General features: G+C 41.3%; 25 protein-coding genes. 19 read left to right on the top strand and 6 right to left on the bottom strand.

What is annotated here, in order from left to right:
• Positions 1-12: 12 nt before the first annotated feature.
• The 5 genes from ACXYMT_RS11220 to ACXYMT_RS11200 all read left to right on the top strand — a co-directional run bounded on the left by ACXYMT_RS11220 (position 13) and on the right by ACXYMT_RS11200 (position 5,068).
• Positions 13-360 (top strand): four helix bundle protein, encoded by a 348-nt coding sequence (locus tag ACXYMT_RS11220; protein WP_459059210.1) that lies wholly within the window; start codon positions 13-15, stop codon positions 358-360.
• A gap of 43 nt (positions 361-403) precedes the next feature.
• Positions 404-1,597: an acetyl-CoA C-acyltransferase gene (locus ACXYMT_RS11215; protein ID WP_459059209.1), complete on the top strand. Its 1,194-nt coding sequence runs from the start codon at positions 404-406 to the stop codon at positions 1,595-1,597.
• Positions 1,598-1,660: 63 nt separating this feature from the next.
• Positions 1,661-2,002, top strand: a complete 342-nt coding sequence (locus tag ACXYMT_RS11210; RefSeq protein ID WP_459059208.1) for a four helix bundle protein — start codon at positions 1,661-1,663, stop codon at positions 2,000-2,002.
• A 56-nt stretch (positions 2,003-2,058) separates the two neighbouring features.
• Complete coding sequence (locus tag ACXYMT_RS11205; RefSeq protein WP_459059207.1) at positions 2,059-3,879, top strand: acyl-CoA dehydrogenase family protein; 1,821 nt, start codon at positions 2,059-2,061, stop codon at positions 3,877-3,879.
• 121 nt (positions 3,880-4,000) lie between these two features.
• Positions 4,001-5,068 (top strand): mechanosensitive ion channel family protein, encoded by a 1,068-nt coding sequence (locus ACXYMT_RS11200; protein ID WP_459059206.1) that lies wholly within the window; start codon positions 4,001-4,003, stop codon positions 5,066-5,068.
• On the opposite strand, the gene ACXYMT_RS11195 is transcribed toward ACXYMT_RS11200, so the two are convergent.
• Positions 5,016-6,833, bottom strand: coding sequence for a glycoside hydrolase family 15 protein (locus tag ACXYMT_RS11195; RefSeq protein WP_459059205.1), 1,818 nt, complete (start codon positions 6,831-6,833; stop codon positions 5,016-5,018). The genes ACXYMT_RS11200 and ACXYMT_RS11195 overlap by 53 nt on opposite strands.
• A gap of 95 nt (positions 6,834-6,928) precedes the next feature.
• Here ACXYMT_RS11195 and ACXYMT_RS11190 point away from each other — a divergent pair, with 95 nt between their 5' ends.
• The 3 genes from ACXYMT_RS11190 (at position 6,929) to ACXYMT_RS11180 (ending at position 11,012) form a co-directional block, all read left to right on the top strand.
• Positions 6,929-9,145 (top strand): bifunctional alpha,alpha-trehalose-phosphate synthase (UDP-forming)/trehalose-phosphatase, encoded by a 2,217-nt coding sequence (locus ACXYMT_RS11190; RefSeq protein WP_459059204.1) that lies wholly within the window; start codon positions 6,929-6,931, stop codon positions 9,143-9,145.
• Between the two features lie 149 nt (positions 9,146-9,294).
• Positions 9,295-9,561: a YtxH domain-containing protein gene (locus tag ACXYMT_RS11185; RefSeq protein ID WP_459059203.1), complete on the top strand. Its 267-nt coding sequence runs from the start codon at positions 9,295-9,297 to the stop codon at positions 9,559-9,561.
• Between the two features lie 95 nt (positions 9,562-9,656).
• Positions 9,657-11,012, top strand: coding sequence for a M28 family peptidase (locus tag ACXYMT_RS11180; RefSeq protein ID WP_459059202.1), 1,356 nt, complete (start codon positions 9,657-9,659; stop codon positions 11,010-11,012).
• Positions 11,013-11,051: 39 nt separating this feature from the next.
• Here the strand turns inward: ACXYMT_RS11180 and ACXYMT_RS11175 are convergent, their stop codons facing one another.
• Entirely contained in the window at positions 11,052-12,014 is a 963-nt protein-coding gene (locus ACXYMT_RS11175) for an App1 family protein (protein ID WP_459059201.1), read from the bottom strand.
• Between the two features lie 64 nt (positions 12,015-12,078).
• Here ACXYMT_RS11175 and ACXYMT_RS11170 point away from each other — a divergent pair, with 64 nt between their 5' ends.
• From ACXYMT_RS11170 to ACXYMT_RS11150, 5 genes are all read left to right on the top strand, one after another.
• Complete coding sequence (locus ACXYMT_RS11170; RefSeq protein ID WP_459059200.1) at positions 12,079-12,954, top strand: diacylglycerol/lipid kinase family protein; 876 nt, start codon at positions 12,079-12,081, stop codon at positions 12,952-12,954.
• Positions 12,955-13,107: 153 nt separating this feature from the next.
• On the top strand, positions 13,108-13,758 hold the full coding sequence (locus ACXYMT_RS11165; RefSeq protein WP_459059199.1) for a hypothetical protein: 651 nt from the start codon (positions 13,108-13,110) through the stop codon (positions 13,756-13,758).
• Positions 13,759-13,777: 19 nt separating this feature from the next.
• A complete protein-coding gene (locus ACXYMT_RS11160; protein ID WP_459059198.1) occupies positions 13,778-14,542 on the top strand; it encodes a PRC-barrel domain-containing protein in 765 nt (254 codons plus the stop codon).
• A gap of 142 nt (positions 14,543-14,684) precedes the next feature.
• Positions 14,685-15,905, top strand: a complete 1,221-nt coding sequence (locus tag ACXYMT_RS11155; protein WP_459059197.1) for a bifunctional alpha/beta hydrolase/OsmC family protein — start codon at positions 14,685-14,687, stop codon at positions 15,903-15,905.
• A gap of 245 nt (positions 15,906-16,150) precedes the next feature.
• Positions 16,151-16,753, top strand: a complete 603-nt coding sequence (locus tag ACXYMT_RS11150; protein ID WP_459059196.1) for a superoxide dismutase family protein — start codon at positions 16,151-16,153, stop codon at positions 16,751-16,753.
• Positions 16,754-16,829: 76 nt separating this feature from the next.
• On the opposite strand, the gene ACXYMT_RS11145 is transcribed toward ACXYMT_RS11150, so the two are convergent.
• Positions 16,830-18,140 carry an NAD(P)/FAD-dependent oxidoreductase gene (locus ACXYMT_RS11145; RefSeq protein WP_459059195.1) on the bottom strand — a complete coding sequence of 437 codons (1,311 nt, stop codon included), beginning with the start codon at positions 18,138-18,140 and terminating at the stop codon, positions 16,830-16,832.
• A 120-nt stretch (positions 18,141-18,260) separates the two neighbouring features.
• Between ACXYMT_RS11145 and ACXYMT_RS11140 the strand changes: the two genes are divergently transcribed.
• The 3 genes from ACXYMT_RS11140 to ACXYMT_RS11130 are packed head-to-tail and all read left to right on the top strand — an operon-like array spanning position 18,261 to position 19,852.
• Positions 18,261-18,755, top strand: a complete 495-nt coding sequence (locus tag ACXYMT_RS11140; RefSeq protein WP_459059194.1) for an RNA polymerase sigma factor — start codon at positions 18,261-18,263, stop codon at positions 18,753-18,755.
• Between the two features lie 9 nt (positions 18,756-18,764).
• On the top strand, positions 18,765-19,403 hold the full coding sequence (locus ACXYMT_RS11135; RefSeq protein WP_459059193.1) for a hypothetical protein: 639 nt from the start codon (positions 18,765-18,767) through the stop codon (positions 19,401-19,403).
• Positions 19,404-19,405: 2 nt separating this feature from the next.
• Positions 19,406-19,852 carry a hypothetical protein gene (locus ACXYMT_RS11130; protein WP_459059192.1) on the top strand — a complete coding sequence of 149 codons (447 nt, stop codon included), beginning with the start codon at positions 19,406-19,408 and terminating at the stop codon, positions 19,850-19,852.
• 138 nt (positions 19,853-19,990) lie between these two features.
• Here ACXYMT_RS11130 and ACXYMT_RS11125 read toward each other — a convergent pair whose 3' ends face one another.
• Together ACXYMT_RS11125 and ACXYMT_RS11120 are read right to left on the bottom strand one after the other, a co-directional pair.
• Positions 19,991-20,794 (bottom strand): lysophospholipid acyltransferase family protein, encoded by an 804-nt coding sequence (locus ACXYMT_RS11125; protein ID WP_459059191.1) that lies wholly within the window; start codon positions 20,792-20,794, stop codon positions 19,991-19,993.
• 47 nt (positions 20,795-20,841) lie between these two features.
• Positions 20,842-21,396: an NUDIX hydrolase gene (locus tag ACXYMT_RS11120; protein ID WP_459059190.1), complete on the bottom strand. Its 555-nt coding sequence runs from the start codon at positions 21,394-21,396 to the stop codon at positions 20,842-20,844.
• 85 nt (positions 21,397-21,481) lie between these two features.
• Here ACXYMT_RS11120 and ACXYMT_RS11115 point away from each other — a divergent pair, with 85 nt between their 5' ends.
• Positions 21,482-22,225: a peptidylprolyl isomerase gene (locus ACXYMT_RS11115; protein WP_459059189.1), complete on the top strand. Its 744-nt coding sequence runs from the start codon at positions 21,482-21,484 to the stop codon at positions 22,223-22,225.
• Here ACXYMT_RS11115 and ACXYMT_RS11110 read toward each other — a convergent pair whose 3' ends face one another.
• Positions 22,226-22,939: an RDD family protein gene (locus ACXYMT_RS11110; RefSeq protein WP_459059188.1), complete on the bottom strand. Its 714-nt coding sequence runs from the start codon at positions 22,937-22,939 to the stop codon at positions 22,226-22,228.
• Between the two features lie 33 nt (positions 22,940-22,972).
• Between ACXYMT_RS11110 and ACXYMT_RS11105 the strand changes: the two genes are divergently transcribed.
• Both ACXYMT_RS11105 and ACXYMT_RS11100 read left to right on the top strand, forming a co-directional pair.
• A complete protein-coding gene (locus ACXYMT_RS11105; RefSeq protein WP_459059187.1) occupies positions 22,973-23,944 on the top strand; it encodes a stage II sporulation protein M in 972 nt (323 codons plus the stop codon).
• Positions 23,928-24,791, top strand: a complete 864-nt coding sequence (locus tag ACXYMT_RS11100; RefSeq protein WP_459059186.1) for a hypothetical protein — start codon at positions 23,928-23,930, stop codon at positions 24,789-24,791. Before ACXYMT_RS11105 ends, ACXYMT_RS11100 begins: the two co-directional genes overlap by 17 nt.
• Positions 24,792-24,793 lie beyond the last annotated feature (2 nt).

Here is a 24,793-nt window from a genome sequence, read left to right as displayed (position 1 = left end):
ATTGAGAAGATTATGAACTACTTTAAAGAATTAAAGGTTTGGCAAAAAGCAATTGATCTGGTAACGGAAACTTATCTTAAAAGTGCTGCTTTTCCTAAGGAGGAATTATACGGGCTCACTTCACAGATAAGAAGATCGGCAGTATCAATTCCTTCTAACATAGCCGAAGGCTGTGGACGTAAGACGAATAAAGACTTTGCAAAATTTCTTGGAGTCGCTCTAGGTTCTGCCTTTGAGTTTGAAACTCAGTTAATCATTTGCAGAAATCTTCAATTTACTCCAGAAAATGATTTTGAATTCCTTGAAAAGGAAGTTCATCATATTCAGAACATGATCATTAAACTTCAATCTACATTATAACCACCAAAGAAGACAATATACATTATACAAAATACAATATACAATGAACAGAACAGCTTACATCGTAAAAGGATACCGAACTGCAGTGGGAAAGGCACCGCGGGGGGTATTCAGATTTAAAAGGCCAGATGAACTGGCGGCAGAAACTATCCAGTTTATGATGGATAAGCTGCCGGAATTTGATAAAAAACGTATTGATGACGTCATCGTTGGTAACGCTATGCCCGAAGCCGAACAAGGACTTAACGTGGGACGTTTCATATCTCTTATGGGATTAAATACAGAAGACGTACCCGGGATGACAGTGAACCGCTACTGCGCATCGGGACTTGAGACTATTGCAATAGCAACAGCCAAGATCCAAAGCGGGATGGCTAACTGCATCATAGCCGGCGGAGCCGAAAGCATGAGCTATATCCCAATGGGAGGATACAAACCTGTACCCGATTATAAACTCGCCAAAGAAGGCCGGGAAGATTATTACTGGGGAATGGGTCTAACTGCCGAAGCCGTTGCCAATAAATACAAGGTTTCAAGAGAAGATCAGGATGAGTTTGCATACAACTCTCACCAGAAGTCTCTAAAGGCGCAAAAAGAAGATCGTTTCCAGGACCAGATCGTGCCAATCACAGTTGATCAAACATACGTGGATGAGAATGGAAAAAAACAAACCCGTTCCTATACAGTAAATAAGGACGAAGGACCAAGAGCTGATACTTCCCAGGAAGTGCTGGGAAAACTTAGACCGGTGTTTACCGAAGGAGGAAGCGTGACCGCGGGAAACTCTTCTCAAATGAGTGATGGAGCGGCCTTTGTGATGGTGATGAGCGAAGAAATGGTTAAAGAATTGAACCTGGAGCCGGTAGCAAGATTAGTCAGCTACTCAGCTGTTGGTGTGGAACCAAGGATCATGGGAATCGGACCTGTGTATGCCATTCCAAAAGCAGTAAAGCAGGCTGGAATTCAATTAAATGATCTTGAGCTAATTGAATTAAATGAAGCTTTTGCGTCACAATCTCTGGCAGTGATTCGAGAGCTTGGACTGGATATGGAGCGCATGAACCCTAACGGAGGTGCCATTTCCATGGGTCACCCATTGGGTTGTACGGGAGCTAAACTTTCGGTTCAATTATTTGATGAAATGCGCAAACGGGACCTGAAGAACAAATACGGCATGGTCACCATGTGCGTAGGAACAGGACAGGGAGCCGCGGGAGTGTTTGAATTTCTCTCCTAAACAGAAACAAGAACCAAGAGACAAGAACCAAGACAAAAAATGGGGAGGCACAATTTTAAAAAGATGAAGATCTGGCAGGAAGGAATGAGCCTGGTTCAAATCACCTATAGAATTGTAAAGACTTTTCCCGATATAGAAAAGTACAACCTCACCACACAATTAATAAGATGTGCGGTGTCTATACCTTCGAATATTGCCGAGGGAACAAGTAAAAGAACTGACAAACATTTCGGTCAATTTCTTGACACAAGTTTGGGTTCAGCCTTTGAATGGGAGACACAAATAATTGTAGCTCACCAAGAGAAATATATTGATGAACAGCAATTTTTAGAATTAGAAAAGAAGATTCAAGATTTACAAAGAATGATTTCAGGCTTCATTGACGGCTTGGATAAAAAGTCTTAACTCTTGATTCTTGGCTCTTGATTCTGAAATAAACAAAAATAAAACTACTAAATACAATGGCAACAGAAGCAGACAATAAGAAACACGACCTTCTTCGCGGGGGGCAGTTCCTTGTGAAGGAAACCAAAGCAGAAAATGTTTTCACACCCGAAGATTTTTCTGATGAGCAGAAAATGATGCGGGATTCGGTACATGAATTCGTGAATCGTGAACTTATGCCCAAGAGGGAGGAGTTTGAAAAGAAAAATTACGAGCTTACCGAGGAACTTATGAGAAAGGCCGGAGAAATGGGCTTTTTGGGAGTTTCAGTTCCGGAAGAATATGACGGCCTGGGAATGGGCTTTGTAACTACAATGCTTGTGGTAGACTACATTTCGGGAGCTACGGGATCTTTTTCTACGGCTTTTGGGGCACATTCAGGAATTGGAACATTGCCTATTACTCTATACGGAAATCAGGAACAAAAGAAAAAATATCTTCCGAAGCTTGCAACAGGAGAATGGTTTGGAGCATATGCTTTGACCGAACCGGGAGCAGGTAGTGATGCAAATTCAGGTAAGACAAAAGCTGTTCTTTCTGAAGACGGAAAATACTACAGCATCACCGGGCAAAAGATGTGGATCTCCAACGCCGGATTCTGCAATATGATGATCGTTTTTGCCCGTATCGAAGACGACAAGAACATCACCGGATTCATTGTAGAATATGATCCCGAAAATCCTAACGGGATCTCTTTGGGAGAAGAAGAAAAGAAACTGGGAATCCACTCCTCTTCTACCCGTCAGGTGTTCTTCAATGACACCAAAGTGCCTGTAGAAAATATACTTTCAGAAAGAGGCACTGGATTTAAAATTGCCATGAATGCTCTAAACGTTGGGCGTATAAAACTTGCAGGAGCCTGTCTAGATGCACAAAGAAGGACCATTGATGCTGCAGTACAATACGCAAATGACCGGGTACAGTTCAAAACTCCTATAGCCCAATTTGGAGCTATACAGTCAAAAATTGCTGAAATGGCAACTTCGGCTTATGTAGGAGAATCTGCTTCTTATCGTGCTGCAAAAGACATTGAAGACAGGATAACGATACGTCAGGAAGAAGGCAACTCCCATCAGGAAGCTGAACTTAAAGGTGTGGAGGAATATGCCATAGAATGTTCTATTTTAAAAGTCGCAGTTTCAGAAGACCTTCAGAATTGTACAGATGAAGGGATACAGATCTTTGGAGGAATGGGCTTCTCGGCCGATGCACCAATGGAATCTGCCTGGAGAGATGCAAGGATCACCCGTATCTACGAAGGTACTAACGAGATCAACCGCATGCTTTGCGTGGGAATGCTTGTAAAGAAAGCCATGAAAGGTCACGTGGATCTTTTAGGCCCTGCTACAAAAGTTGGAGAAGAACTCACCGGAATCCCTTCCTTCGAAAAACCCGATTTTTCTGAACTCCTTGCTGAAGAAAAGGAAATGGTGAAAAAACTGAAAAAAGTCTTCCTTATGGTAGCAGGTAGTGCCGTTCAAAAATACGGACCTCAACTTGAAGATCACCAGCAGTTGTTACTGGCTTCAGCCGATATTCTTATCGAGATCTACATGGCAGAATCTGCCATTTTAAGGACCGAAAAGAACGCAAAGCGTTACGGTGCAGAAAGCCAGCAGGAACAGATCGCAATGTCGAAATTATATCTATATCATGCTGTTGACACCATTAATCAAAAGGCTAAGGAAGGTATAGTTTCCTTTGCTGAAGGTGATGAACAAAGAATGATGTTGATGGGGCTAAAACGCTTTACCAAGTACGAAAACCAGCCTAATGTTGTTGAGCTACGTAAAACCATTGCGGCTAAGGCAATTGCTGAAAATAAATATCCCTTCTAAAGTTAATTTGCATTGTTGAATCTGTTGAAGGTCGCCACTGGCGGCCTTTTTCTTTTGTTATTTCTTTAACAGCTTAAGTGCCCGTCATTTTTTAGCTTATGAAAAAGGAAAAAGTAAGTCTATGGAAGATTCTACGAGAAACATTCTCTTTTTTCTGGCCGGTTTATTTGTTCTGTATTTCCTGGTACATTTCTTACTGAAGAAGTTAGGGAAAGATCCGCACAACATTCTCCCACACAATATTGCCAGCCGATTAAAGGTCCCAATGATAACGTTATTTTTGGCAGTGGCCATTCAGGCGGGGCTTATCAACCGCGAGATCATTACTGACGAAGGACAGGTCAATTTTTTTCAACATGTGCGTTCTATTCTCCTAATCTTCAGCTTTACCTGGTTTATTATCGTTGCTATAAGGATCACCAAAAATCAATTTTTAAAACGCTTTGACGTTACCGAAGCAGATAACCTTAGAGCCCGGAAATTTTACACCCAATTCAACATTATTGAGAGGATCGCAATATTTGTGGTTGTGCTTTTTGGTTTGGGAATAGCCTTGCTCACCTTTGACGGGGTTGAAGAAATTGGAGTCAGCCTCCTCACCTCTGCAGGGATTGCAGGTATAATTTTAGGTCTTTCAGCCCAAAAGGTCTTCGGAACAATTTTCGCCGGGATTCAGATCGCTATTGCACAACCCATTCGGCTGGATGACGTGGTCATAGTCGAAGGAGAATGGGGTCGCATCGAGGAAATCAAACTGACCTATGTCGTGGTTCAAATTTGGGATAAACGCCGACTGGTTTTGCCAACCACATATTTTATTGAAAAACCCTTCCAGAATTGGACCCGGAATTCATCAGACATTTTGGGAACAGTTTACATCTATACCGACTTTGATCTTCCTATTGACAAATTGCGGGAGGAATTGACAAGGCTTCTTAATGCTACAGAACTTTGGGACCGGAAAGTCAATGTGATCCAGGTTACAGATCTCTCAGAAAAGACAATGGAGCTAAGAGCTCTAATGAGCGCCAAAGATGCGCCTACAGCCTGGGATCTGCGGGTATATGCCAGGGAAAATCTTCTCAAATACATTCAGAAGAATTTCCCCGACAGTCTGCCGCGAACCCGTTTGGAAATTAAAGAGGGGGCTCCTCAGCCAAAAGGTCCTTCAGGTGAGCTTCAGAAGTAATATTCTGTGAAAAATTCATTGCTGTCTCTATCAGGGCCAAATGTGAATAAGCCTGAGGGAAGTTCCCTAACAGACGCTTTGTTTCAAAATCAAGATCTTCACTAAACAGCCCTAAATGATTACTATAAGAAAGTAACTGGTCGAACATTTTAAGCGCCTTTTCTTTTTCACCTATTTTATAAAGGCTATTGATGAACCAAAAGGTACAAATAGTGAACGAAGAAGAAGGAGTCCCAAAGTCATCTTTGTTCTTATATCTAAAGAGCAGCCCGTTGTGACAAAGTTCTCGCTCCGTTGCATGTACAGTACTCACAAACCGAGGATCTTTAGCCTTTATAAAGCCATATGTCTCCATCAATAAGGTTGAAGCATCCAGGTCTTTAGAGCCATAAGACTGGGTATATGCCTGCACCTCTTCATTCCAGCCTCTGTGGTAGATGTCATCATAGATTTCCTGCCTAAGGGTTTTCCATTTCTTATCATTGATCCCGTTCCTAAGAATCTCCCCAATTTTTACAGCACGATCTACAGCTACCCAGCACAAGAGCTTTGAAAAAGTGAAGTGACGTTCTTCACTTCTAAATTCCCATATCCCTTTATCGGGCTGCTTCCAGTGTTCTTCTACGATTCTTACAATACCCCGCACAATAGTCCATAGTTCCTCACTATTTTCCAGGGTGGTTTCGAACCTTAAGAACTGTTGGTAAATGACCTCCATAAGGATCCCATAGATGTCGTTCTGCTTTTGAATGTAGGCTGCATTTCCTATTCGCACAGGTTTTGAACCTTCATATCCCTCAAGGTGGTCTAAAATGTGTTCTGTGAGCTCCTTTTCGCCATTAATCCCATACATGATTTGCAGCTTCTCATCTTTATGCGGAATGAGATCAATGATGAACTGCAGAAAGTTTTCAGCAGACTGGCGGTGGCCTAAAGTGCTCATTACTTTTATAACCATTGAAGCATCACGAATCCAGCAAAATCTATAATCCCAGTTTCGTACCTCACCAATAGTTTCGGGTAGAGAAGTGGTCACCGCGGCAAGCACCGCTCCTGTTTTTTCATAGCTCATTGCCTTAAGAACAAGAGCACTTCGCATTATTTGCTCCTCATAGTGAGGGAATTTCGTTGTAGACTCACTCCAGTTCATCCAGTAGGTCTTGGTACGCTGGAATTTTAAATATGCCCTGTCAAGATTTTGTTCTCTTAGTTTCTCATGGTACCCCATGAGGAAATAAGCATCATCCTTCAAAGTGATTTCCTCTCCCTTCAGCACGTCATCGAGACCAAGGCTGGTATAAAGATAAAGCGAATCGTAAGTGCCTTTTTTGGTGAAACTCTTAAGAAAATAGCGATGATTTTCAGTTACAGTTTCTTCCAGAGCATAATTGAGTTGCGGCGAGTAATTAACTTTAATTTTCGGGTTTCCTTTAAGGATCCTTACATAGCGAATTATATCTGGAGGGGTATAAAAGACGCCATTATCTTTTCTGTATCTCGGCATGAAATCTATCACTTGAAAAGCCGCCTCTTTTGAAGTGAATGTCGTGGACAGGATATTGGTTCTCCACAGGTATTTCTGAGTGATCTTATAATCATTGGAAACCTCGAATGAAAAGTGTCCTCCTTTATTTTTGTCGAGTAGTTTGGCGAAGACAGAAGCGGAGTTGAAATTAGGCAAACAACACCAGTCTAACGAGCCCAACTTTGAGATCAATGCGGCACTTTTACAGTTGCCGATCAACCCATAATCTAATGTTTTCATCTAGTCTTAAAGTTCTTTTAAAATGGTAGGGTGCTTATTTTAAATTTCGGAAATTTAAGGAAAATGAATCAGATAGAACCCGCTTAAATTTTCCTATGGGCAAAACAATAATAATCTCTAATCGCCTACCCTTACAAATAAACATTACCGAAGATCAAGAAATAGAAGTTACACCCAGCGTCGGCGGCCTGGCTACAGGACTAAAAAGCTTTCATGAAGAAGGAGACAGCATTTGGATAGGATGGACAGGCATGGCTGCTGAAGATATTCCCGAAGACCTGCAGCAAAAAGTAGATGCCGAATGTCAAAAACAGGACTGTGTGGCCGTTTCCCTTACCTCCGAAGAAATTGAGAAATTCTACTATGGATTTAGTAACCGAACCATTTGGCCCCTATTCCATTACTTCATGGAGTATACAGAGTTTCAGCCAGATTACTGGGAAGCCTATAAACAGGTGAATGCAAAATATGCCGATGCAGTTTTAGAGCGACTTAATGATGACGATGTTGTATGGGTACATGACTATCAACTCCTGCTACTGCCGGAGTATATTCGAAAAAAGAATTCGAAAGTAACTATAGGCTTCTTTAATCATATTCCTTTTCCTTCTTCCGAAGTTTTCAGAACTCTACCCTGGAGGGAAGAGGTGCTAAAAGGAATGCTGGGAGCAGATCTTATTGGCTTTCACACCTATGATTATGAACGGCACTTCCTGCGTTCTGTAAATAGAATTTTGAGGTATGACATCAACTTTAACAGCGTCAATATTGGAAGCCGTATTGTGAGGTCAGATTCCTTTCCAATGGGAATTGATTACAAAAAATTTTGGAATGCAGCCAAAGAGCATTATAGTCAGCCAAGGAGTGAGAATTCAGACATTCAAAAAAAGCTGGATTATCACAAGTATGTAACCCGCAACACCAAATTAATTCTCTCAATCGACCGGCTGGATTACACCAAAGGCATTGCCAACAGGATTAGAGCTTTTGGATATTTTTTAGAGAAATATCCCGAGTATCAGGAAAAGGTAAGGCTAATAATGCTTGCTGTTCCTTCCAGAACCAATGTGCCACAGTATCAATTACTTAAAAAGGAGGTTGATGAGCTGGTGGGACGTATCAATGGGCGGTTTGCCACTATTAACTGGACCCCAATCTGGTATTTTTATCGCTCCATGCCTTTTGAAAATCTCATTGATTTGTATACCTCAAGTGATGTCGCTCTCATTACCCCCACAAGAGACGGAATGAATTTGGTAGCCAAGGAATATGTGGCAACAAGGACAGATCATACCGGGGTTCTGATCTTAAGCGAAATGGCCGGTGCGGCTCACGAACTCAATGAAGCCCTTATCATCAATCCCAACAATTTTGAACAGATAGTAGATTCAATAAAAATGGCTTTGGAAATGCCCGAGGAAGAGCAGGTGAGACGCAATAAGCTGCTCCAAAAAAGACTAAAGCGTTATAACGTCGAAAAATGGGCCAATGATTTCATGAAAAGCTTACGAGAAACCCGAAATTCAAGAAAAGCATTTAAAGCTATTGAATTGACAGATAACGTCAAAAAGGACCTTTTTGACAAGTATAGTGCAGCACAGCACCGCATCCTCTTCCTGGATTATGATGGCACTCTTCGGAAATTTGTAGACAAACCCGAGGAAGCCATGCCCGACCCCGAATTGATTGAATTGATCAGCAGGCTTGGAGACCAAAAAAATACCCGCGTAGTCCTCATTAGCGGAAGGGACAAAGAAACTTTAGGAACCTGGTGGAAAAATGTGCCAATCGAACTTATTGCTGAACACGGAGTTTGGAACAGGCCTGTAGGTGAAAAATGGCAGATGACAGAAAATTTGAACAACAATTGGATGGCTTCTGTTAGACCTGTTCTTGAGACCTATGTAGACCGTACGCCGGGAACTTTTATCGAGGAGAAAAATTTCTCCCTCGCATGGCATTACAGAAAAGCCAACCCTGAACTGGGCGAGGTGAGAGCCAACGAACTGTCGGCAGTTCTTAAGGATATGATCTCCAATCACGGCTTATCTGTACTTCAGGGAAATAAAGTGCTCGAAATAAAAAACAGCGGGGTGAACAAAGGAAAAGCTGCCAATAAACTATTAGTTGAAAAATATGATTTCATGTTTGCCATTGGTGATGACTGGACAGATGAATATCTATTTACAGAACTACCAGATCAAACAGTAACGGTGAAAGTAGGAATGAATAAGACCGAAGCTAAATATTATATCGATAATGTAGATGAGGTAAGGGAGCTCCTGGATCAATTTGTTAGCCTTACCCGTTAACCCTGGACGGAATTTTAGCTGTTAAATATCAGCTAAAATTTTTGTCACTTTTAATTCAACCTTAACTAAGCATTCCCTTACAAGCCCCACAAATAGAATTATATTAGTACCTGGATATTTAACCATTATCAATTAGAAAATAACAGAACATGAAAACAGGAAAAATTTTAGCAGGAATACTTTCAGGAGCCGCACTTGGTGCCATAGCAGGTTTGCTCTTAGCACCTAAAAAGGGTTCTGAAACCCGTAAAAATATTGCTGATAAGAGCAACGAATATATGTATGGAGCCAAAAGTAAATACAACGACATGGCCGACAATCTTTCTCATCGTTATGACACCGTAAAATCAAAGATTAGAGGAAAGTCAAAACAACTGGAGACAGAGATGGATGGTGATGACAAGATCATATACTAGGCAATCCATACTTCCAATAAAAGCTGCATATATCATGCAGCTTTTTTTATGCTCTATTTTTAGTATTTTGCCGATGAAGAAATTAAAAAATAATTATGTTCAAAAATGCAATTTTTGCCACTTTACTTTTTTGTGGCTTAACCAGTTTTTCACAGGAGGTAGCACCACCACAGGTTGATCTTAGAATTTACGATATCATTGAATCTGTATCTGCTGAAAAAATTGAAGAAGATATTCGCCGACTTGCCGGCTTCGGCACCCGCAACACCTTTAGCGACACTGTCTCCAATACCCGTGGAATTGGAGCTGCAAGGAGATTCATTAAAGCCGATTTTGATGAAATAGCTAAAGAATGCGACGGATGTCTTGACGTTTTTTATCAGAAAGATTTCGTCACTAAGGAGGGCAACCGCAGAGTACCTAAAGACGCGTGGGTGGTAAACGTTGTGGCTGTACAAAAAGGAACTAAATATCCTAACCGGTACATCATTATGAGCGGGGATATAGACTCCCGCGCCAGCAATACCATGGATTTCACTACAGATGCACCCGGAGCAAATGATAACGCCAGTGGTATGGCCGGTGTGATGGAAGCCGCAAGAGTACTTTCCAAGTATGACTTTGAGAACAGCATCGTTTATCTCGGACTTTCAGGTGAAGAACAAGGCTTGTTTGGAGGCCAGGGGTTTGCCCAGATGGCTAAAGATGAAGGTTGGGAAATAATCGGAGTTTTAAATAATGACATGATCGGAAACATCGAAGGCGTTGACGGAGTAATAGACAACCGCACCTTCAGGATCTTTTCTGAACCTGTTCCTCCTACTGAAACTGAAGATCAAAGGAGAATGCGTAGATATTACGGAGGGGAAGTGGATGGAATTTCCCGACAATTAGCAAGATATGTACATCGCGTCACCGGGACCTATATGCCCGAAATGAATCCCATGATGGTCTACAGACTGGATAGGTTTGGACGTGGTGGTCACCATAGACCTTTCAATGATCTGGGCTTTGCCGGAATAAGGATCATGGAAGCTCATGAGAATTACACCCAGCAGCACCAGGATATTCGCACTGAAGATGGAATTGCATATGGCGATGTTATCGATCATGTGAACTTTGATTACGCTGTCAAACTAACCGCTGTGAATGCCATCACCATGGCAAGTCTCGCCTGGGCACCTCCTGCTCCCGAAAATGTCTCAATTGGGGGGATTGTGGAACCTTCAGCTAAATTAAAATGGGAAAAACTTCCCGGTGAGGACGTTGCAGGTTATAAAGTTTACTGGAGAGAAACTACTGCGCCCCAATGGCAATATTCGAGATATGTAGGAGATGTTGACAATTTTACTCTTGAAGGGATCGTAATAGACAATTTTTATTTCGGCGTTTCTGCTGTAGGTAAGAATGGAAACGAAAGTGTTATCGTTTTTCCGTCATCAACTTTTTAAATCTGCCGCAAATCAAATAGATATAAAACGGAATAGGGATCAAACGATCCCTATTTTTTTTGAATGAGCAATTGCCTTTCCACTATCTTCAAAATAACAGGTAGCAACTCCAAGATCTTCAATGTTGTCCAGCACTTTCTTCACCTTATCCTTTTGTTTTTTGGAAGTTTGCCTTATATAAATTGCTTTTATGTTCAATGGAAACATCTTGGTGATCCTTTCATACAAATAAGCATCTTGTTGAGAATCATCCCCCATTAGGACATACTGAAGTTGTGGATAGAACGAAATAATATCTTTGATCTTTATAAACTTATGGTCGTGCCCTCCCCTGCCCGTAAATAGGAAATCCCCAAGACCTGTCTTTATACTTTTAAGTTTAATTACCGCTTTGGGTAACCTGTGTTTTCGGGAAAATTGTAGAATGAACTCGTAAAGGTTCCATTCGCTGCTGGAGACATAAAAAAAGGAGTTAAACTGCCCCTCCTCCTGTCCTGCCCTGCTAAGGGCCTGGTAGTGGGGAACCACATCATCAAAGACTTCCCTGTTATTGATGTTTTGAGTAAGGATGACGTATAACTTCTTAAAGAAATTGTGGGTGTGGGAGATCAAAAAAGTGTCATCAATATCCGAAATTATTCCAAGCTTACTTTTAAAAGGCTTAAGCAACTCTCCTGTTTCTACCACCCCAAATTCTCCTATTTCACAGGCAACACTGTATTGATGCCAACCACTTTCCAGAAATTTGTTGTAAGGCAGATTGAATCGAAAATAACCATCATCTGTAGTTTTGGTAACCACTTCCAGGTCCTTAAAATTCAGCTTTATTGTGGCATTTTTGATAGGACTTATAGTGAACATCTTATATACAGATTTTGCATGGCGGTACCCTTTGCGATCTATTTCATATTTATCTGGTGCCCATGATTTGAATACATGTCCAAAAACAACAAGTTCCTGGTCATTTATATATCCTCGATACAGCTTTATGTCAAGCCTCATATTTGTATATTTTTAACTGCCTATCCTCCCCAAATTAGTTATTTTTAGGCACAAGCTCAATAGAATGGATGACTTTAAGAGGGTTTTAATGGTTGTTAATCCTATCTCGGGAGGATTGGATAAAACGGACATTATTGAGGAGGTCAAAAAACAGGTAAAGAATAAAAGTTGGGAACTAAAGATCTATTATACCTCCGGAAAAGGAGATAAAGATGCTTTATTTTCCATGATTGAAGATTTTGCACCTCATAGAATCCTCTCTGTGGGAGGTGATGGCACTATAAAATTAATTGCTGAGTTACTTAAGGATGATTCGGTTCCAATTGGGATCTTCCCCGCCGGCTCGGCAAATGGACTGGCAGAAAACCTCAACCTTAATGGTGATAATGACGAGCTTACCAGTATAGCTCTTGGAGATAAATTTAAACGCCTTGATTCCATACTTATCAATGACGAGCTGTGTCTTCATATAAGTGATATAGGTCTAAATGCAGCTTTGATAAAGAATTACCAGGAAGGGAATATTCGGGGAAAGCTGGGTTATCTCATCCAGTCTATTCCCACCCTTATCAAAAGCGACTTCCCTTTTCAGTTCGACATAGAAGTGGATGGAAAATTTCTATCCAGAAAAGCAGTTCTTATAGCGGTAGCCAATGCCCGCAAATATGGAACAGGAGCTAATATCAACCCACAGGGGAAATATGATGATGGAAAATTTGAGATCCTCATCTTTAAGGAATTCAATATACCTCAGATCTTAAAAACCTTCAGGGAAAACGTGGAACTTGATGATGACTTCCTGGAGATCATTTCGGGAGTTGAAGCCCGAATCTACAGTGAAAGAACCATTCCTTTTCAGATTGATGGAGAATATCGGGGTGACATTAGAGATGTCACTGCACGAATTTCTCCTGTCAAGATAAAAATTGCAGTTCCCTAAAAAAATTCTCTACATTTTCTTCCACGCTGGCATTATTGCAATCAATTGGCATTTTTAATGCTTAATTAACAATACTTTAGGCTGCCCTTAATCAAAATGGGGTTCAAAATCAGTAATTTAGATATCAATCTAACTAATAAAAAAAGAAGAATTATGGCAGAGATCAAGATCGAAAAGAAAAAACCTATTTGGCCTTGGATCATCCTTGTTTTGGTTATCCTCGCAATACTATACTTTTTAGTATTTGCCGATGATGACGGTGACATTGATGACGTAGAAACCGAACAGGTTGAAGAAACCGCCTGGGAGGAAGATGATGAGACTACAACCTGGGATGAACAAACTGACACTACCGGCTGGGAAACCGATGGTGATACACTTTCAGCTACGGGTCAGGGAGTATCAGGTTATCTGGCATATATCGCAGATAACAACAAAATGGGAATAGATCATGAATACACTAACAACGCAATTATTCACCTTATGAACGCCGTACAGGCAAAGGCTAATGAAATGAACTATGACATTAGTGCAGATATGCAAAGTGTAAGGCAGGACGCCAGGCAAATTGAAAAGGATCCTATGGCATTAACCCACGCAGATAAGATCAAAGCTGCAGGTACCAAACTGGCTAACATTATGGAGAAGATGCAAAAGAAAGGATATCCTAATCTATCCAGTGATGTCAATGAAGTAAAAACTGCAGCCCAGAACATCAACAGTACTACGCCAACCTTGGAGCAAAAGGACCAGATCAAGAAATATTTTGATGAGGCCGGGGATTTATTAAGAAAAATGAGCTAAACCACAAAAAGAAGAGATTATGACAGACAGAAAAGAAAATAGAAAACATTTGTATTACCTAAACGAACTTTCAGACTTTAAAGTCGACAGTGATGATCCCGATGTAAGAGGATGGCCTGTGAAGGATGCCGACAACAAAGTGGTTGGAAAAGTGGATAATCTATTGGTAAGTAAAGAGAAAAAGAGGGTTGTTTATCTCGACGTCGAGGTAGATAAATCCATTATAGATGCAGATCACGATCCTTATGGAAAGCCCGCTTCCAGCGACGTACATGAGTTCATAAATAAAGATGGTGAAAACCACCTAATTCTTCCCATAGGTTTAGCGAGATTAAATGTCGATGACAAATATGTTTATACAGACAGGATCGATCATCGCACCTTTGCTGAAACCAAAAGGTATGAAAAAGGTTATGACATTGACCGGGATTACGAGGTTGTAGTGCTGGAATCTTATAACCGGGATGACCGCAGAGATTCAGATGTTGACCGCAGGGACAGAGACAGGGATCTTGGAACCGAAGGTCGAACTACCGACCTGGACGAAGAAAGAAGAAGAATGCAGGAAGCTGACAGACGCAGAGATGACGACAGAGAAGGAAATATTGCCGGACGCAGTGGAACTTTGGCAGATAATGACCGAAGGACAGTTGATCGTGATCGAGATGCGCTCACCGGAAACGAAAGCGGAACCTATTCTGACAGCCGCAGAAGCGGAAACATTCCCGAAGATGATTCATTCTATGACAGAGGAGAATTTGATTACTCCAAGTATCGCAGATAACCTGAATTATCTGTAGAAGACTAAGAGCTTTTAAAAAGTGAAAATTATTCTGTTGTTTGAAGAACCTCAATGAGATCTTTAAGTGAATATGGAATAAAGAGTTGCTTTTTAAAAGCTCTTTTTTAATTGCAAATTCTGGATCATGAACTATAAAAAAGTAAAATTCACTAATTCTGAAGGACTTGAATTGTCGGGTTACCTGGAGCTTCCACTTAATGCTCACCCTCACAGCTACGTCCTATTCGCCCACTGTTTTACCTGTAACAAGAATTACTTTGCTGTCAAAAATATTGCACGCGCCCTTTCTGCCAGCGGCTATGGGGTACTGCGTTTTGATTTCTCAGGGCTTGGAGAAAGCGATGGAGAATTTTCCAATACTACCTTTTCGGGAAATGTTGAGGATCTTCTTTCTGCTGCTCAATTTCTCGAAGCGGAATATAAAGCACCAGAGATGCTAATTGGCCACTCTCTGGGAGGAGCTGCAGTCATATTTGCAGCAAAACAGCTTCCAACGGTAAAGAGTGTCGTCACAATAGGTGCTCCATCCTCTCCAGTTCATGTGAAGCATTTACTGCGATCAAACCTGGAAGAGATCGAACAAAACGGCGTTGCCGAAGTTAATGTTGGCGGCAGGAATTTCACGATCAAGAAGAACTTCCTGCAGGATATTAATACTCATGACCTTAGTGAATTTGCAAAGGATCTAAAAAAGGCATTTTTGATCATGCATTCTCCTCAGGACTCCGTTGTGGAAATTAGCAATGCTGAAGAATTATACAGAAGTGTCAAACATTCCAAAAGTTTTATTTCCCTTGATGGTGCCGACCATTTATTAACGAACAACAAAGATTCAGAATACGCGGGAAGAGTGATCGCCTCCTGGGCTTCCCGTTATCTTGAGGTCCCTCAAGAAGAGGAACTGGAAACCGACCACCAGGTCGTAGCTAATCTCGGGGAAGAAGGTTTTACTACCCAAATGAGGGCCGGTAAACATTATTTCACTGCAGATGAACCAAAATCTTTTGGGGGTGATGACTTTGGACCATCACCATATGAATTTCTCTCTGCAGGCCTTGCCGCCTGCACTTCCATGACCATTCAAATGTATGCCCGGCGCAAAAAGTGGCCCCTTAAAAATGTAGAGACCCATGTCGATCACAAAAAAACTCATGCAGAAGATTGCGAGAACTGCGAAAGAAATACTGCCAAAATTGACGTTTTTGAAAGGGTAATAGTGCTAAAAGGCAATCTTGATGAACAACAACAAGAGAAACTTCTTGAAATAGCAGACAAATGCCCTGTTCATCGTAGTCTCTCCAACAAGGTTAAAATTACCACTAAGCTGGAAAGAACAAAAGAATAAGTCATCTTAACTCCTATTCCCAAAATTTCTTTTAATTTTTTCATTAGGTTCTGTTTAGAATTAAATCATATTCACTAATAAAGTTGAAAATAATAGAGTGATTCCCTATTTATTTTTATGATTTTCCCCTTGCAGAAGTCCCTATAGAAATTACCCTCTCATTGTTAAGCTCTCCTTAATTTTTTGGCTACGGCGGGAGGATGCTATAATTTCGTTAATTGTTAATAATTAAAACTAACCATAATATGAAAAGTATAGGATTATCTGTTTTTGTTTTTACCGCGCTATTGCTAACCGGTTGCAAAAATGAGAACCAAACGGCAGATGAACGGGTAGATGAACATACGAATCTCACCCAGCAGGAAGAAGAGGCAGGTGCAGATGACACTTATGTGCAAGACGAGCTAACCTTCCAGATAGAATCCCGGAGTGGTAGTAATGTTTCAGGAACGGTAACTTTCATGCAGGAAGGTGATGAGGTTACGATGACAGCTGATGTTTCGGGACTTGAAGAAGGAATGCACGCAATTCACCTTCATGAAAACGCCGACTGTTCTGCTAAAGATGGAACATCTGCGGGGGGTCACTGGAATCCCACTTTTGAAGATCATGGAGAATGGGGTGACGCAGGGGGATACCACCGTGGAGATATAGGAAATTTTGCTGTAAATTCTAATGGAGAAGGTAGCATTACCTTTACGACTGACCAATGGTGTATAGGATGTGAGGACGACAAGAAGGACATCCTGAACAAGGCAGTGATCATTCACGCAGGCGCAGATGATTTCACATCTCAACCCAGCGGAAATGCAGGAACCAGGGTAGGATGTGCCGAAATCAAGATGTAGATAAATAGAAATATAGAAAGATAAAAAAGCGGCTATTGGCCGCTTTTTTACTTGTTATTGTGAAGAAATTCACTGGCTAAACCTTTTTTTGATCTACCTCCAGGTTTTCTTTATTGCTTTTAAACGGTCTGATGATCAGCCTGGCGGCTTTATCAAAATTCACATAATTATAAACCCAATTAAAAAACGTGATTAATCTGTTCCTGAAGCCCACCAGGAAATACAGGTGAATGAACATCCAGATAAACCAGGCGAAGAATCCACCAAATTTGAGTTTACCAATATCCACAACAGCCTTATTCCTTCCCACGGTTGCCATAGTACCTTTGTCAAAGTACTCAAAGGGTTCCATCTTTTCCCCTTTTAGGATACGCTTTAAATTCTTAGCTAAGTGTTTCCCCTGCTGAATTGCCGGCTGCGCCACCATGGGATGTCCTTTAGGATAATTTTCATTCCTCATCAAAGCTATATCACCTATAGCAAAGATATTTTCATAACCCTTGACCTGGTTGAAAACATTCACTTCATACCTATCTGCCCTTTCTACAATTGAAGATGCATTAAGACCCTTGACCGGTGCCCCCGAAACTCCAGCTGCCCAAATGAAGGTAGAGGTATGAAAAGTAAGATCTTCTTTGTTGGTAGTAACCTTATCTCCATCATACTCCTGTACCATCACATTCAGGTGAATTTCAACACCCAGTTCCCTCAAAAATTTTTCAGCTTTCTCGGATGCTTTTGAACTCATGGGAGGGAGCACCCTGTCAAGACCTTCAACTAAATGGATCTTCATTTCTGAAGGATCAAGATCCCTGAAGTCACGCGGTACGATGTGGTTCCGAACTTCGGCAATAGCACCACAGAGTTCCACCCCGGTGGGACCTGCCCCTGCTACTACGAAATTAAGCAGGGCTTTTCGTTTTTCGGGATCTTCGGTAATTACAGCCTGTTCCAGATTTTCCAGGATAAGACTGCGAATATTCAAAGCCTGTGGAATGGTCTTCATCCACATTGCATTCTTCTGAATACTTTTATTTCCGAAGAAATTAGTCCGGGAACCTGTAGCTAAAACCAGATAGTCATAAGCCAGTTCGCCAATTGAGGTCTGGATAATATTCTCTTCAGCATTGATATGTTGTACCTCGGCAAGCCTAAAATAGCCGTCTTTACTACGACGGGTGATCTTGCGCAAGGGATAGGCAATAGAATCGGGCTCGAGACCCGACGTGGAAACCTGATAAAGTAATGGCTGAAAAGTATGGTAGTTGTGGCGATCGAGCAGGACCACCTGAATTTTCTCCTTTAAGAGATGTTTTGCTATTGAAAGCCCGGCAAAGCCGCCGCCAACAATGACAACACGGGGATACTCGGATATTGGAATGTTCATCCTAAGCTTGGTTTATTCCAAAGTTAGGACTTTCCCAAAAGAAAAAAGAAGATAAAGAAACTTTAAGGGAATTGTAACAAGTAGTATAAATTCGCTACCTATAGAAGTCTAAATATTATTTTGAAGAAAGAACTGGAACACGAATTTGTAAGCAATCTTGAAAAGCACCAGAACATTGTGCACAAGATATGCCGCATGTATACAAATGACCAGGAATCTCACAATGATTTGTTCCAGGAGATCACTATACAGCTTTGGAATGCCTATCCCAAGTTTAGAGGTGACTCGAAATTTAGTACCTGGATGTACCGTGTTGCCCTTAATACAGCCATTACCCTCTATAGAAAATCAAAAAAGGATCTGCACACGCAGGATTATGATGAGGTAAGCTTTAAGATCAAAGCAGAAGTTTATAATGACGAAATTGAGCAACAACTAAAATTAATGTACAAGGCGGTAAAAGAATTAAATGACATAGATAAAGCATTGGTGTTTTTATACCTGGAGGACCAATCTTACAAGGAAATTTCAGACACTCTCGGGATATCTGAAGTGAATGCGAGAGTAAAGATGAACAGGATTAAGAAAGCCCTTAAAAACATAATAAATCCGTAGACCTACCACATGGATGAACTTGAATTTTTAAAACAAAACTGGAAAAGGCAGGAAGAAAGTCTTCCGAGGCTATCCTATGACGAGATCTATAAAATGATATGGAAGAAGTCATCTTCTATAGTCAAATGGATCTTTGTTATAAGCATCGTGGAGCTGCTCCTTTCCACTTTGCTCAATATTTTTATGGCCGATTCCAGCTACTGGGAGCAAATGGAACAATTACATCTTAAAAAGGCAACTATTTACATCTACATTGTAAGCTACCTTATAACATTCTATTTCATCTATTGTTTCTACCGCAATTACAGAAGGATCTCCAGTACAGACAATGCTGCTACTTTAATGCGCAACATAATAAGGACCAGAAGAACTGTGAAAACTTACATCGCTTACATCTTGATTTCCACAGGCTTGTATTCTATTGTTATTGCATATTTTACTATACAAAATCACCAGGTAGTAGAGCAGGTAGAAGATGCCTCAAAATATACTTTTGACACCATACAATGGGTGAAATTCACCATCGCCGGGATAATTATTCTCGCAATTTTTCTTCTTGCAATCTGGCTGTTCTATAGATTGATCTATGGAATTCTCTTACGGAGGCTGAAGAGGAATTATAAGGAATTGAAAAGACTTGAAATATAATTATGGATCTAAAAGATGTCAATTCAGAATTATTAAAAAGAGAAGAAGGATCTGCGTCGGAACTACAATCTCTGCTGAAGGAACTCAAGACCCGGGAATTATCTGAAGCTACTATATCTTTAATCAATCGGGAAATTGACCGTCTCAACTTCCTTGCTCCTGAAGCAGTTACCTCCAAAAAAATAAAGCCTGTCAAAAATGCCATTTTTAAGCAGCTAGAAAAACAGGAGAATCTGGTGCCAAGGAACTACTACGCCACATTATGGCTACCGCTTGGTATGACGGCTTTTGGCCTACCACTTGGAGTTGTGGTCTATATCTTGACTGGAAATGTGGCCTTTATCGGCATAGGTTTACCTATCGGGATGGCGTTGGGCAGTTTTTACGGCGCCACCCTGGATAAAAAAGCTGAAAAAGAGGGACGGGTTTTAAATTTCACTGAAAAGTAGTAGAAGCTCTACTTCAAAAGTCCGGAGAAATACCTCTCAAAAATGACATTTTTGAGGCCCTACAAAATCCTGGATTACGAGTACCTCGTAGATTGCTTTTAGTAAATAATATTCAATATAAAATATTCAATATAAAATTTAGTACTCCCACTGCCGTGTCTTGTTCAGAGCTTCCATTGCCTCCAGCTCTTCCCTTGGGATTACTTTTAAAAATGAAGGATGTTGCTCAATAGCGTATTCCAGCTTCTCGACGATCTCCTCCACAGTTTCATTTTCATAATCAATAACTAAAGGTTCTTTGATTTGAAAGCTCTGAAGAATTCCTTTCTTCCTGATCCTAAGTCCTTTTTTGTCAAAAGACCTTCTAAAGCCGTCAATGACAATGGGTATAACAATAGGTTTATACTGCTTGATAATGTGTGCTGTTCCTTTTCTAATAGGTTTGAAGGGTTTGGTCGTACCTTGAGGAAAAGTGATCACCCACCCATCTTCTAATGCAATGCCAATATTCTTATGATCATCTGGGTTTACTTCCCGCTGCACTTCCTTTCCTTTTTCCCTCCACGTCCTTTCTACGGAAACCGCGCCGGCATAAGCCATCATTCGGGTAAGGAACCCGGCGTTCATGGTTTCCTTTGCCGCCACATAATAGATATTAAGCTTTGGCTGCCACAGGTAACCTACATTTTTTATGGAGTCTACCCTGCCGCTTAGTGCCGCATTAAACACATGAAACATAGCAGTGACATCGGCAAAATAGGTTTGATGATTAGAAACGAAAAGAACATTACGGTCGGGGAGATTTTTAATAATTTCAGATCCTTCAATTTTCAGTTCATTGAAGCCCCTGTATCGTCTGTGTGATAGCACTCCGAAGATCCGGATCAGCCATTTTTTGAAAAAAAGATAATGCCCAAAAGGATTCTTTTTCAATATCCCCATTTGTTCCCTTACATTTTACAGAAAGAACAAAGATACTTATTTAAAACTTACAGCAGCTGCCTTAGGATCTCTTTCATTTCGCTTAACATCATAGCCGTAGCTCCCCAAACCACATGACCGTTCAATAAAAAAGCCGGCACTTGGATCTCTTTTGCATAAGAAGTACTTAAGGTTTCCTGGATCAAACAGGAGTCACTCATAAAATCTTCCAGTCTTATTTCCAGTACTGCCTCCACTTCTTCTTCCTGAGGAACCAGAACCGGAGTTTTTTTAGTAATTCCCATGAACGGATGGACCCAAAAATTACTGGGAGGAATGTACAGCCTGGACATTTCCCTCACTATCTCAACTTCATGTTGCGGTATTCCTACCTCTTCTTCAGTCTCCCGCAGCGCCGTATGCGCAAGATCCCTGTCTTCCACTTCTACCCTGCCACCCGGAAAACCCACCTGGTTTGAATGTACCCCTTTATAGGTTTTTCTAAGGATCAGTACGAACTTAGTCTCTCCTTGCTCACCCGGATAGAATACAGAAAGTACAGCAGCCTTTTTAGGATTTTGTCTATCAATATTCAGATTTTCCATTTCCTTCATTCTCAGCATGGGAGCCAATTTAAAGTGCGCCTCCTCCCCAGGAAGCGTAATTTTCCTTAAATTCGGACTTAAATTGAGAAAATCCTGAAAATCCATGAGATCTAAATTTTTCCTGATTTTAATAGTGGCCGCAGCCGTTTTTGCAAGTTGTGAAGATAAGCAATCTTCCACACAAAACGAGGTGGAAAGCATGTTAGAAGAACCTGTACAACCCGATTCAGCAAGTGTTGACAATACCACTGTGGATGAAGTAGTCGAGGCAGAAGAGGAGCAGGAAGAACGCGAAGGTCCGCTCCTGGTGCAGGAAGAATTGATCCCTTTCCTTATGGAATACGGCAAAAAACATGATGAGAACAGAGTTCGTATCAAAACGCGCTTTGGCAACATTGATGTGGAGTTGTTCAGAGACACTCCCCTACACCGGGCAAATTTCCTGTACATGGTAAACCAGGATTACTACGACGGCACCTTCTTCCACCGCGTAGCCGACGGATTTGTCATCCAGGGAGGGAATTCAGATAATCCTGACACCAACCAAAAAAGACATTATATTGGGGATTTCCTTATCCCAAGTGAATTTGACGCCGGTCACCCACATGTGCGTGGAGCACTGGCAGCTGCAAAATACGCCGAGCAGAATGTGAGTAAAGCTTCTTCTCCATATGAATTCTACATAGTTCAGGATCCCGACGGTGCGCCGCATTTAAATAACGACCATACAGTTTTTGGACGGGTGATTTCGGGCATGGATGTGGTAGATGAGATCAATAAAGTTCCAACCGATCAAAGTGAGTGGCCCCTGACCAATATCCACATAGAGATGGAAGTGCTGGATTGATCACTGTCTCGTGTAATAATTGTAATCTTTTAGAACAGTCTCTAAAAACTGAACAGGTGTTTCTTCAGGAGTTACCTGAAGTAAAGCGGAAACCTTATTGGCCAGTTTCCCAATGACCCGGTAATTTGAACTCCTAAGGGAAGTGCGGTAGATCTCCTTGATTTCCTGCACGTCATTGTCTGAAAGTATGGTGACCTGCGGATAGACCGGGCGATAATCATCGGGAATATTTACCAGTAAAGTATTGTCTAATCCAGTTCTTACCCTTTCAGAAATTACAGTTGTACCCGCTGCCAGATCTCCAAGTCGCTGGCCTTTGCCATTCATTAAAATGGTTACTACAGCTACACTTCCACTGGTTAGCGTGATATCAACCAGCCTAAGCAGCCAGCGGACCAGGAAATTTGAAAATGCCGGTTTAGAACCGTCCAGCTTCACCACGCGAAGGTATAAAGCAGCTTTCCCGGGGGTTTGACCATTCCACAAACTTTCCCATATAAGGTAATACAGCAGCAAAGGCAGTAAGATTACAGACATAAAGAGCCATTCCTGTCCCGAATCTGCATTTAGTCCACCCATTAGTAAAGCCGCCAGGATAATATAGGCAAGCATTATGAGTCCGTCGATAAGAAACGCCAGGATGCGCTCTCCTACCCCGGCAGCATTTTGAGTAATACTGATATTTTGGGCAGTTTCAATTTGAAAATTATCCATTTAATATGTTTCTTTGAGACAAACTAGCAAAGAATGCGCGAGGCTGCTTTTGTGAAGCAAAATAAGGATAAATGGCAAAGATTTGAAAGCGCCCTGCAAAATAATGCTTTAGTTTCTCCGGGGGAGCTATCGGCCTTATACCTTGAGGTGACAGATCATCTAAGCTACGCCCAGACCTTTTACCCAAACAGCAACACCCTACAGTACCTTAACAGCCTGGCGTCCCGGGCCCATCAAAAAATCTACAGGAACAAAAAGGAGCCAAAAAACAGGTTTCTTACGTTTTTTATAGAAGAGTTTCCAAGGGAATTTTACCAGTACCAAAAACAGCTATTATTGGCTTTCCTGGTTTTCGTCTTATTTGTTGCCGCCGGTACTTTTTCCGCGGCAAGTGACGGAGCATTTGTACGCTCTATTCTGGGTGACGCCTATGTCAATATGACTCTGGACAACATTGCCAACAATGATCCAATGGCTGTCTACAAGAAAATGGGAGAGATGGAGATGTTCCTGGGGATCACCATCAATAACGTGAGAGTGGCGCTTATGGCCTTTGTTTTTGGGATATTTGCGGGACTTGGGACACTATTTATTGTAATGCAGAACGCCATCATGCTCGGCTCCTTTCAGTATTTTTTCTATGAGAAAGGGTTGTTGTGGGAGTCTGTAAGAACTATCTGGATCCACGGAACCATTGAGATCTCGGTGATCATAGTTGCTGCATGTGCAGGCCTTGTGGTGGGCAAAGGAATTCTTTTCCCCGGCACCTTTTCACGTCTCACCTCTTTTGTCCGTGGAGTTAAAGCCGGATTAAAGATCGTCATCAGCACGGTTCCATTTTTTATAATCGCGGGATTCCTTGAAGGTTTTGTAACCCGACACACAGAAATGCCCGACTGGCTGGCGATCGTTATTATCAGCGCCTCTCTTGCTCTTATATTATTTTACTACGTTTTTTATCCAATTATTCTACATAGACAACAATTAAATGTCCCAACCAATTGAATTCCGAAGACAGCGCGAGCTGGGAGATATCATTACAGATACCTTTAAATTCCTAAGACAAAACTTTAAACCAATTTTTAAAGACATTTTCAAGATCACAGGTCCCGTTTTCGTGATCCTTATCTTTGCCATTGGCTTTTATTCCTACCTTGGAATGGATTTCATGTCCAATCCATTCCTGGATGACACTTCTGAAGTGAATATTGAAATGTTTTTCATTGCCGTTTTCATCCTTTTCTCTTCGCTCGTCGCATTCTATGTGTTACTTTACAATACGGTGCTGCATTACATAAAGAGTTACATTGAGAATTCGGGAGTGGTAGACCATACAGAAGTTTTTCGCGGCGTAAAGAACGACTTTGGCAAAATGTTAGGGCTTATGCTGCTTGTTGGAATAATAACTGTCTTTGGATTTATGCTTTGTGTCCTGCCGGGAGTTTATGTATGGGTGCCTTTATCTCTGGCACCGGCTATGATGATATTTGCCCGCACCTCTGTAGCAGATTCCATCAGCTATGTTTTCAACCTCATAAAAGACAACTGGTGGATGACATTTTTCACTCTTTTCGTAATCACACTGCTGGTATATATCATCGGCATGATCTTCCAGTTTCCTTTGATGATCTATTTCTTTATTAAGGCAATAACAGTATCCCACGAAGGCAGTGTGGCAAATCCTGCCGATCTTGTCGACTGGGTTTACGTTTTTTTCAATACCCTTTCTTCTGTTTTCCAGTATCTGCTCTCGGTTATTGGAGTGGTAGCTTCGGCTTTTATCTATTATCACCTGGACGAAAAGAAGAATGCCACAGGCACCTATGAACGCATCTCAAACCTGGGGTCTTAAAA

Source organism: Salinimicrobium sp. CAU 1759 (assembly GCF_054482715.1).
Note: the sequence above shows the minus strand (reverse complement) of the source record. Positions and strands in the feature narration are given on the sequence as shown.

Bases quoted from the DNA above. Each gene is read 5' to 3' on its own strand.
- ACXYMT_RS11130 (WP_459059192.1), top strand. From the start codon at position 19,406: ATGGATCTAAAAGATGTCAATTCAGAATTATTAAAAAGAGAAGAAGGA.
- ACXYMT_RS11200 (WP_459059206.1), top strand. From the start codon at position 4,001: ATGGAAGATTCTACGAGAAACATTCTCTTTTTTCTGGCCGGTTTATTT.
- ACXYMT_RS11215 (WP_459059209.1), top strand. From the start codon at position 404: ATGAACAGAACAGCTTACATCGTAAAAGGATACCGAACTGCAGTGGGA.
- ACXYMT_RS11115 (WP_459059189.1), top strand. From the start codon at position 21,482: ATGAGATCTAAATTTTTCCTGATTTTAATAGTGGCCGCAGCCGTTTTT.
- ACXYMT_RS11160 (WP_459059198.1), top strand. From the start codon at position 13,778: ATGACAGACAGAAAAGAAAATAGAAAACATTTGTATTACCTAAACGAA.
- ACXYMT_RS11100 (WP_459059186.1), top strand. From the start codon at position 23,928: ATGTCCCAACCAATTGAATTCCGAAGACAGCGCGAGCTGGGAGATATC.
- ACXYMT_RS11155 (WP_459059197.1), top strand. From the start codon at position 14,685: ATGAACTATAAAAAAGTAAAATTCACTAATTCTGAAGGACTTGAATTG.
- ACXYMT_RS11190 (WP_459059204.1), top strand. From the start codon at position 6,929: ATGGGCAAAACAATAATAATCTCTAATCGCCTACCCTTACAAATAAAC.
- ACXYMT_RS11165 (WP_459059199.1), top strand. From the start codon at position 13,108: ATGGCAGAGATCAAGATCGAAAAGAAAAAACCTATTTGGCCTTGGATC.
- ACXYMT_RS11125 (WP_459059191.1), bottom strand. From the start codon at position 20,794: ATGGGGATATTGAAAAAGAATCCTTTTGGGCATTATCTTTTTTTCAAA.
- ACXYMT_RS11145 (WP_459059195.1), bottom strand. From the start codon at position 18,140: ATGAACATTCCAATATCCGAGTATCCCCGTGTTGTCATTGTTGGCGGC.
- ACXYMT_RS11205 (WP_459059207.1), top strand. From the start codon at position 2,059: ATGGCAACAGAAGCAGACAATAAGAAACACGACCTTCTTCGCGGGGGG.
- ACXYMT_RS11175 (WP_459059201.1), bottom strand. From the start codon at position 12,014: ATGAGGCTTGACATAAAGCTGTATCGAGGATATATAAATGACCAGGAA.
- ACXYMT_RS11110 (WP_459059188.1), bottom strand. From the start codon at position 22,939: ATGGATAATTTTCAAATTGAAACTGCCCAAAATATCAGTATTACTCAA.
- ACXYMT_RS11195 (WP_459059205.1), bottom strand. From the start codon at position 6,833: ATGAAAACATTAGATTATGGGTTGATCGGCAACTGTAAAAGTGCCGCA.
- ACXYMT_RS11120 (WP_459059190.1), bottom strand. From the start codon at position 21,396: ATGCTGAGAATGAAGGAAATGGAAAATCTGAATATTGATAGACAAAAT.
- ACXYMT_RS11185 (WP_459059203.1), top strand. From the start codon at position 9,295: ATGAAAACAGGAAAAATTTTAGCAGGAATACTTTCAGGAGCCGCACTT.
- ACXYMT_RS11150 (WP_459059196.1), top strand. From the start codon at position 16,151: ATGAAAAGTATAGGATTATCTGTTTTTGTTTTTACCGCGCTATTGCTA.
- ACXYMT_RS11105 (WP_459059187.1), top strand. From the start codon at position 22,973: ATGCGCGAGGCTGCTTTTGTGAAGCAAAATAAGGATAAATGGCAAAGA.
- ACXYMT_RS11220 (WP_459059210.1), top strand. From the start codon at position 13: ATGAACTACTTTAAAGAATTAAAGGTTTGGCAAAAAGCAATTGATCTG.
- ACXYMT_RS11170 (WP_459059200.1), top strand. From the start codon at position 12,079: ATGGATGACTTTAAGAGGGTTTTAATGGTTGTTAATCCTATCTCGGGA.
- ACXYMT_RS11210 (WP_459059208.1), top strand. From the start codon at position 1,661: ATGAAGATCTGGCAGGAAGGAATGAGCCTGGTTCAAATCACCTATAGA.
- ACXYMT_RS11135 (WP_459059193.1), top strand. From the start codon at position 18,765: ATGGATGAACTTGAATTTTTAAAACAAAACTGGAAAAGGCAGGAAGAA.
- ACXYMT_RS11180 (WP_459059202.1), top strand. From the start codon at position 9,657: ATGTTCAAAAATGCAATTTTTGCCACTTTACTTTTTTGTGGCTTAACC.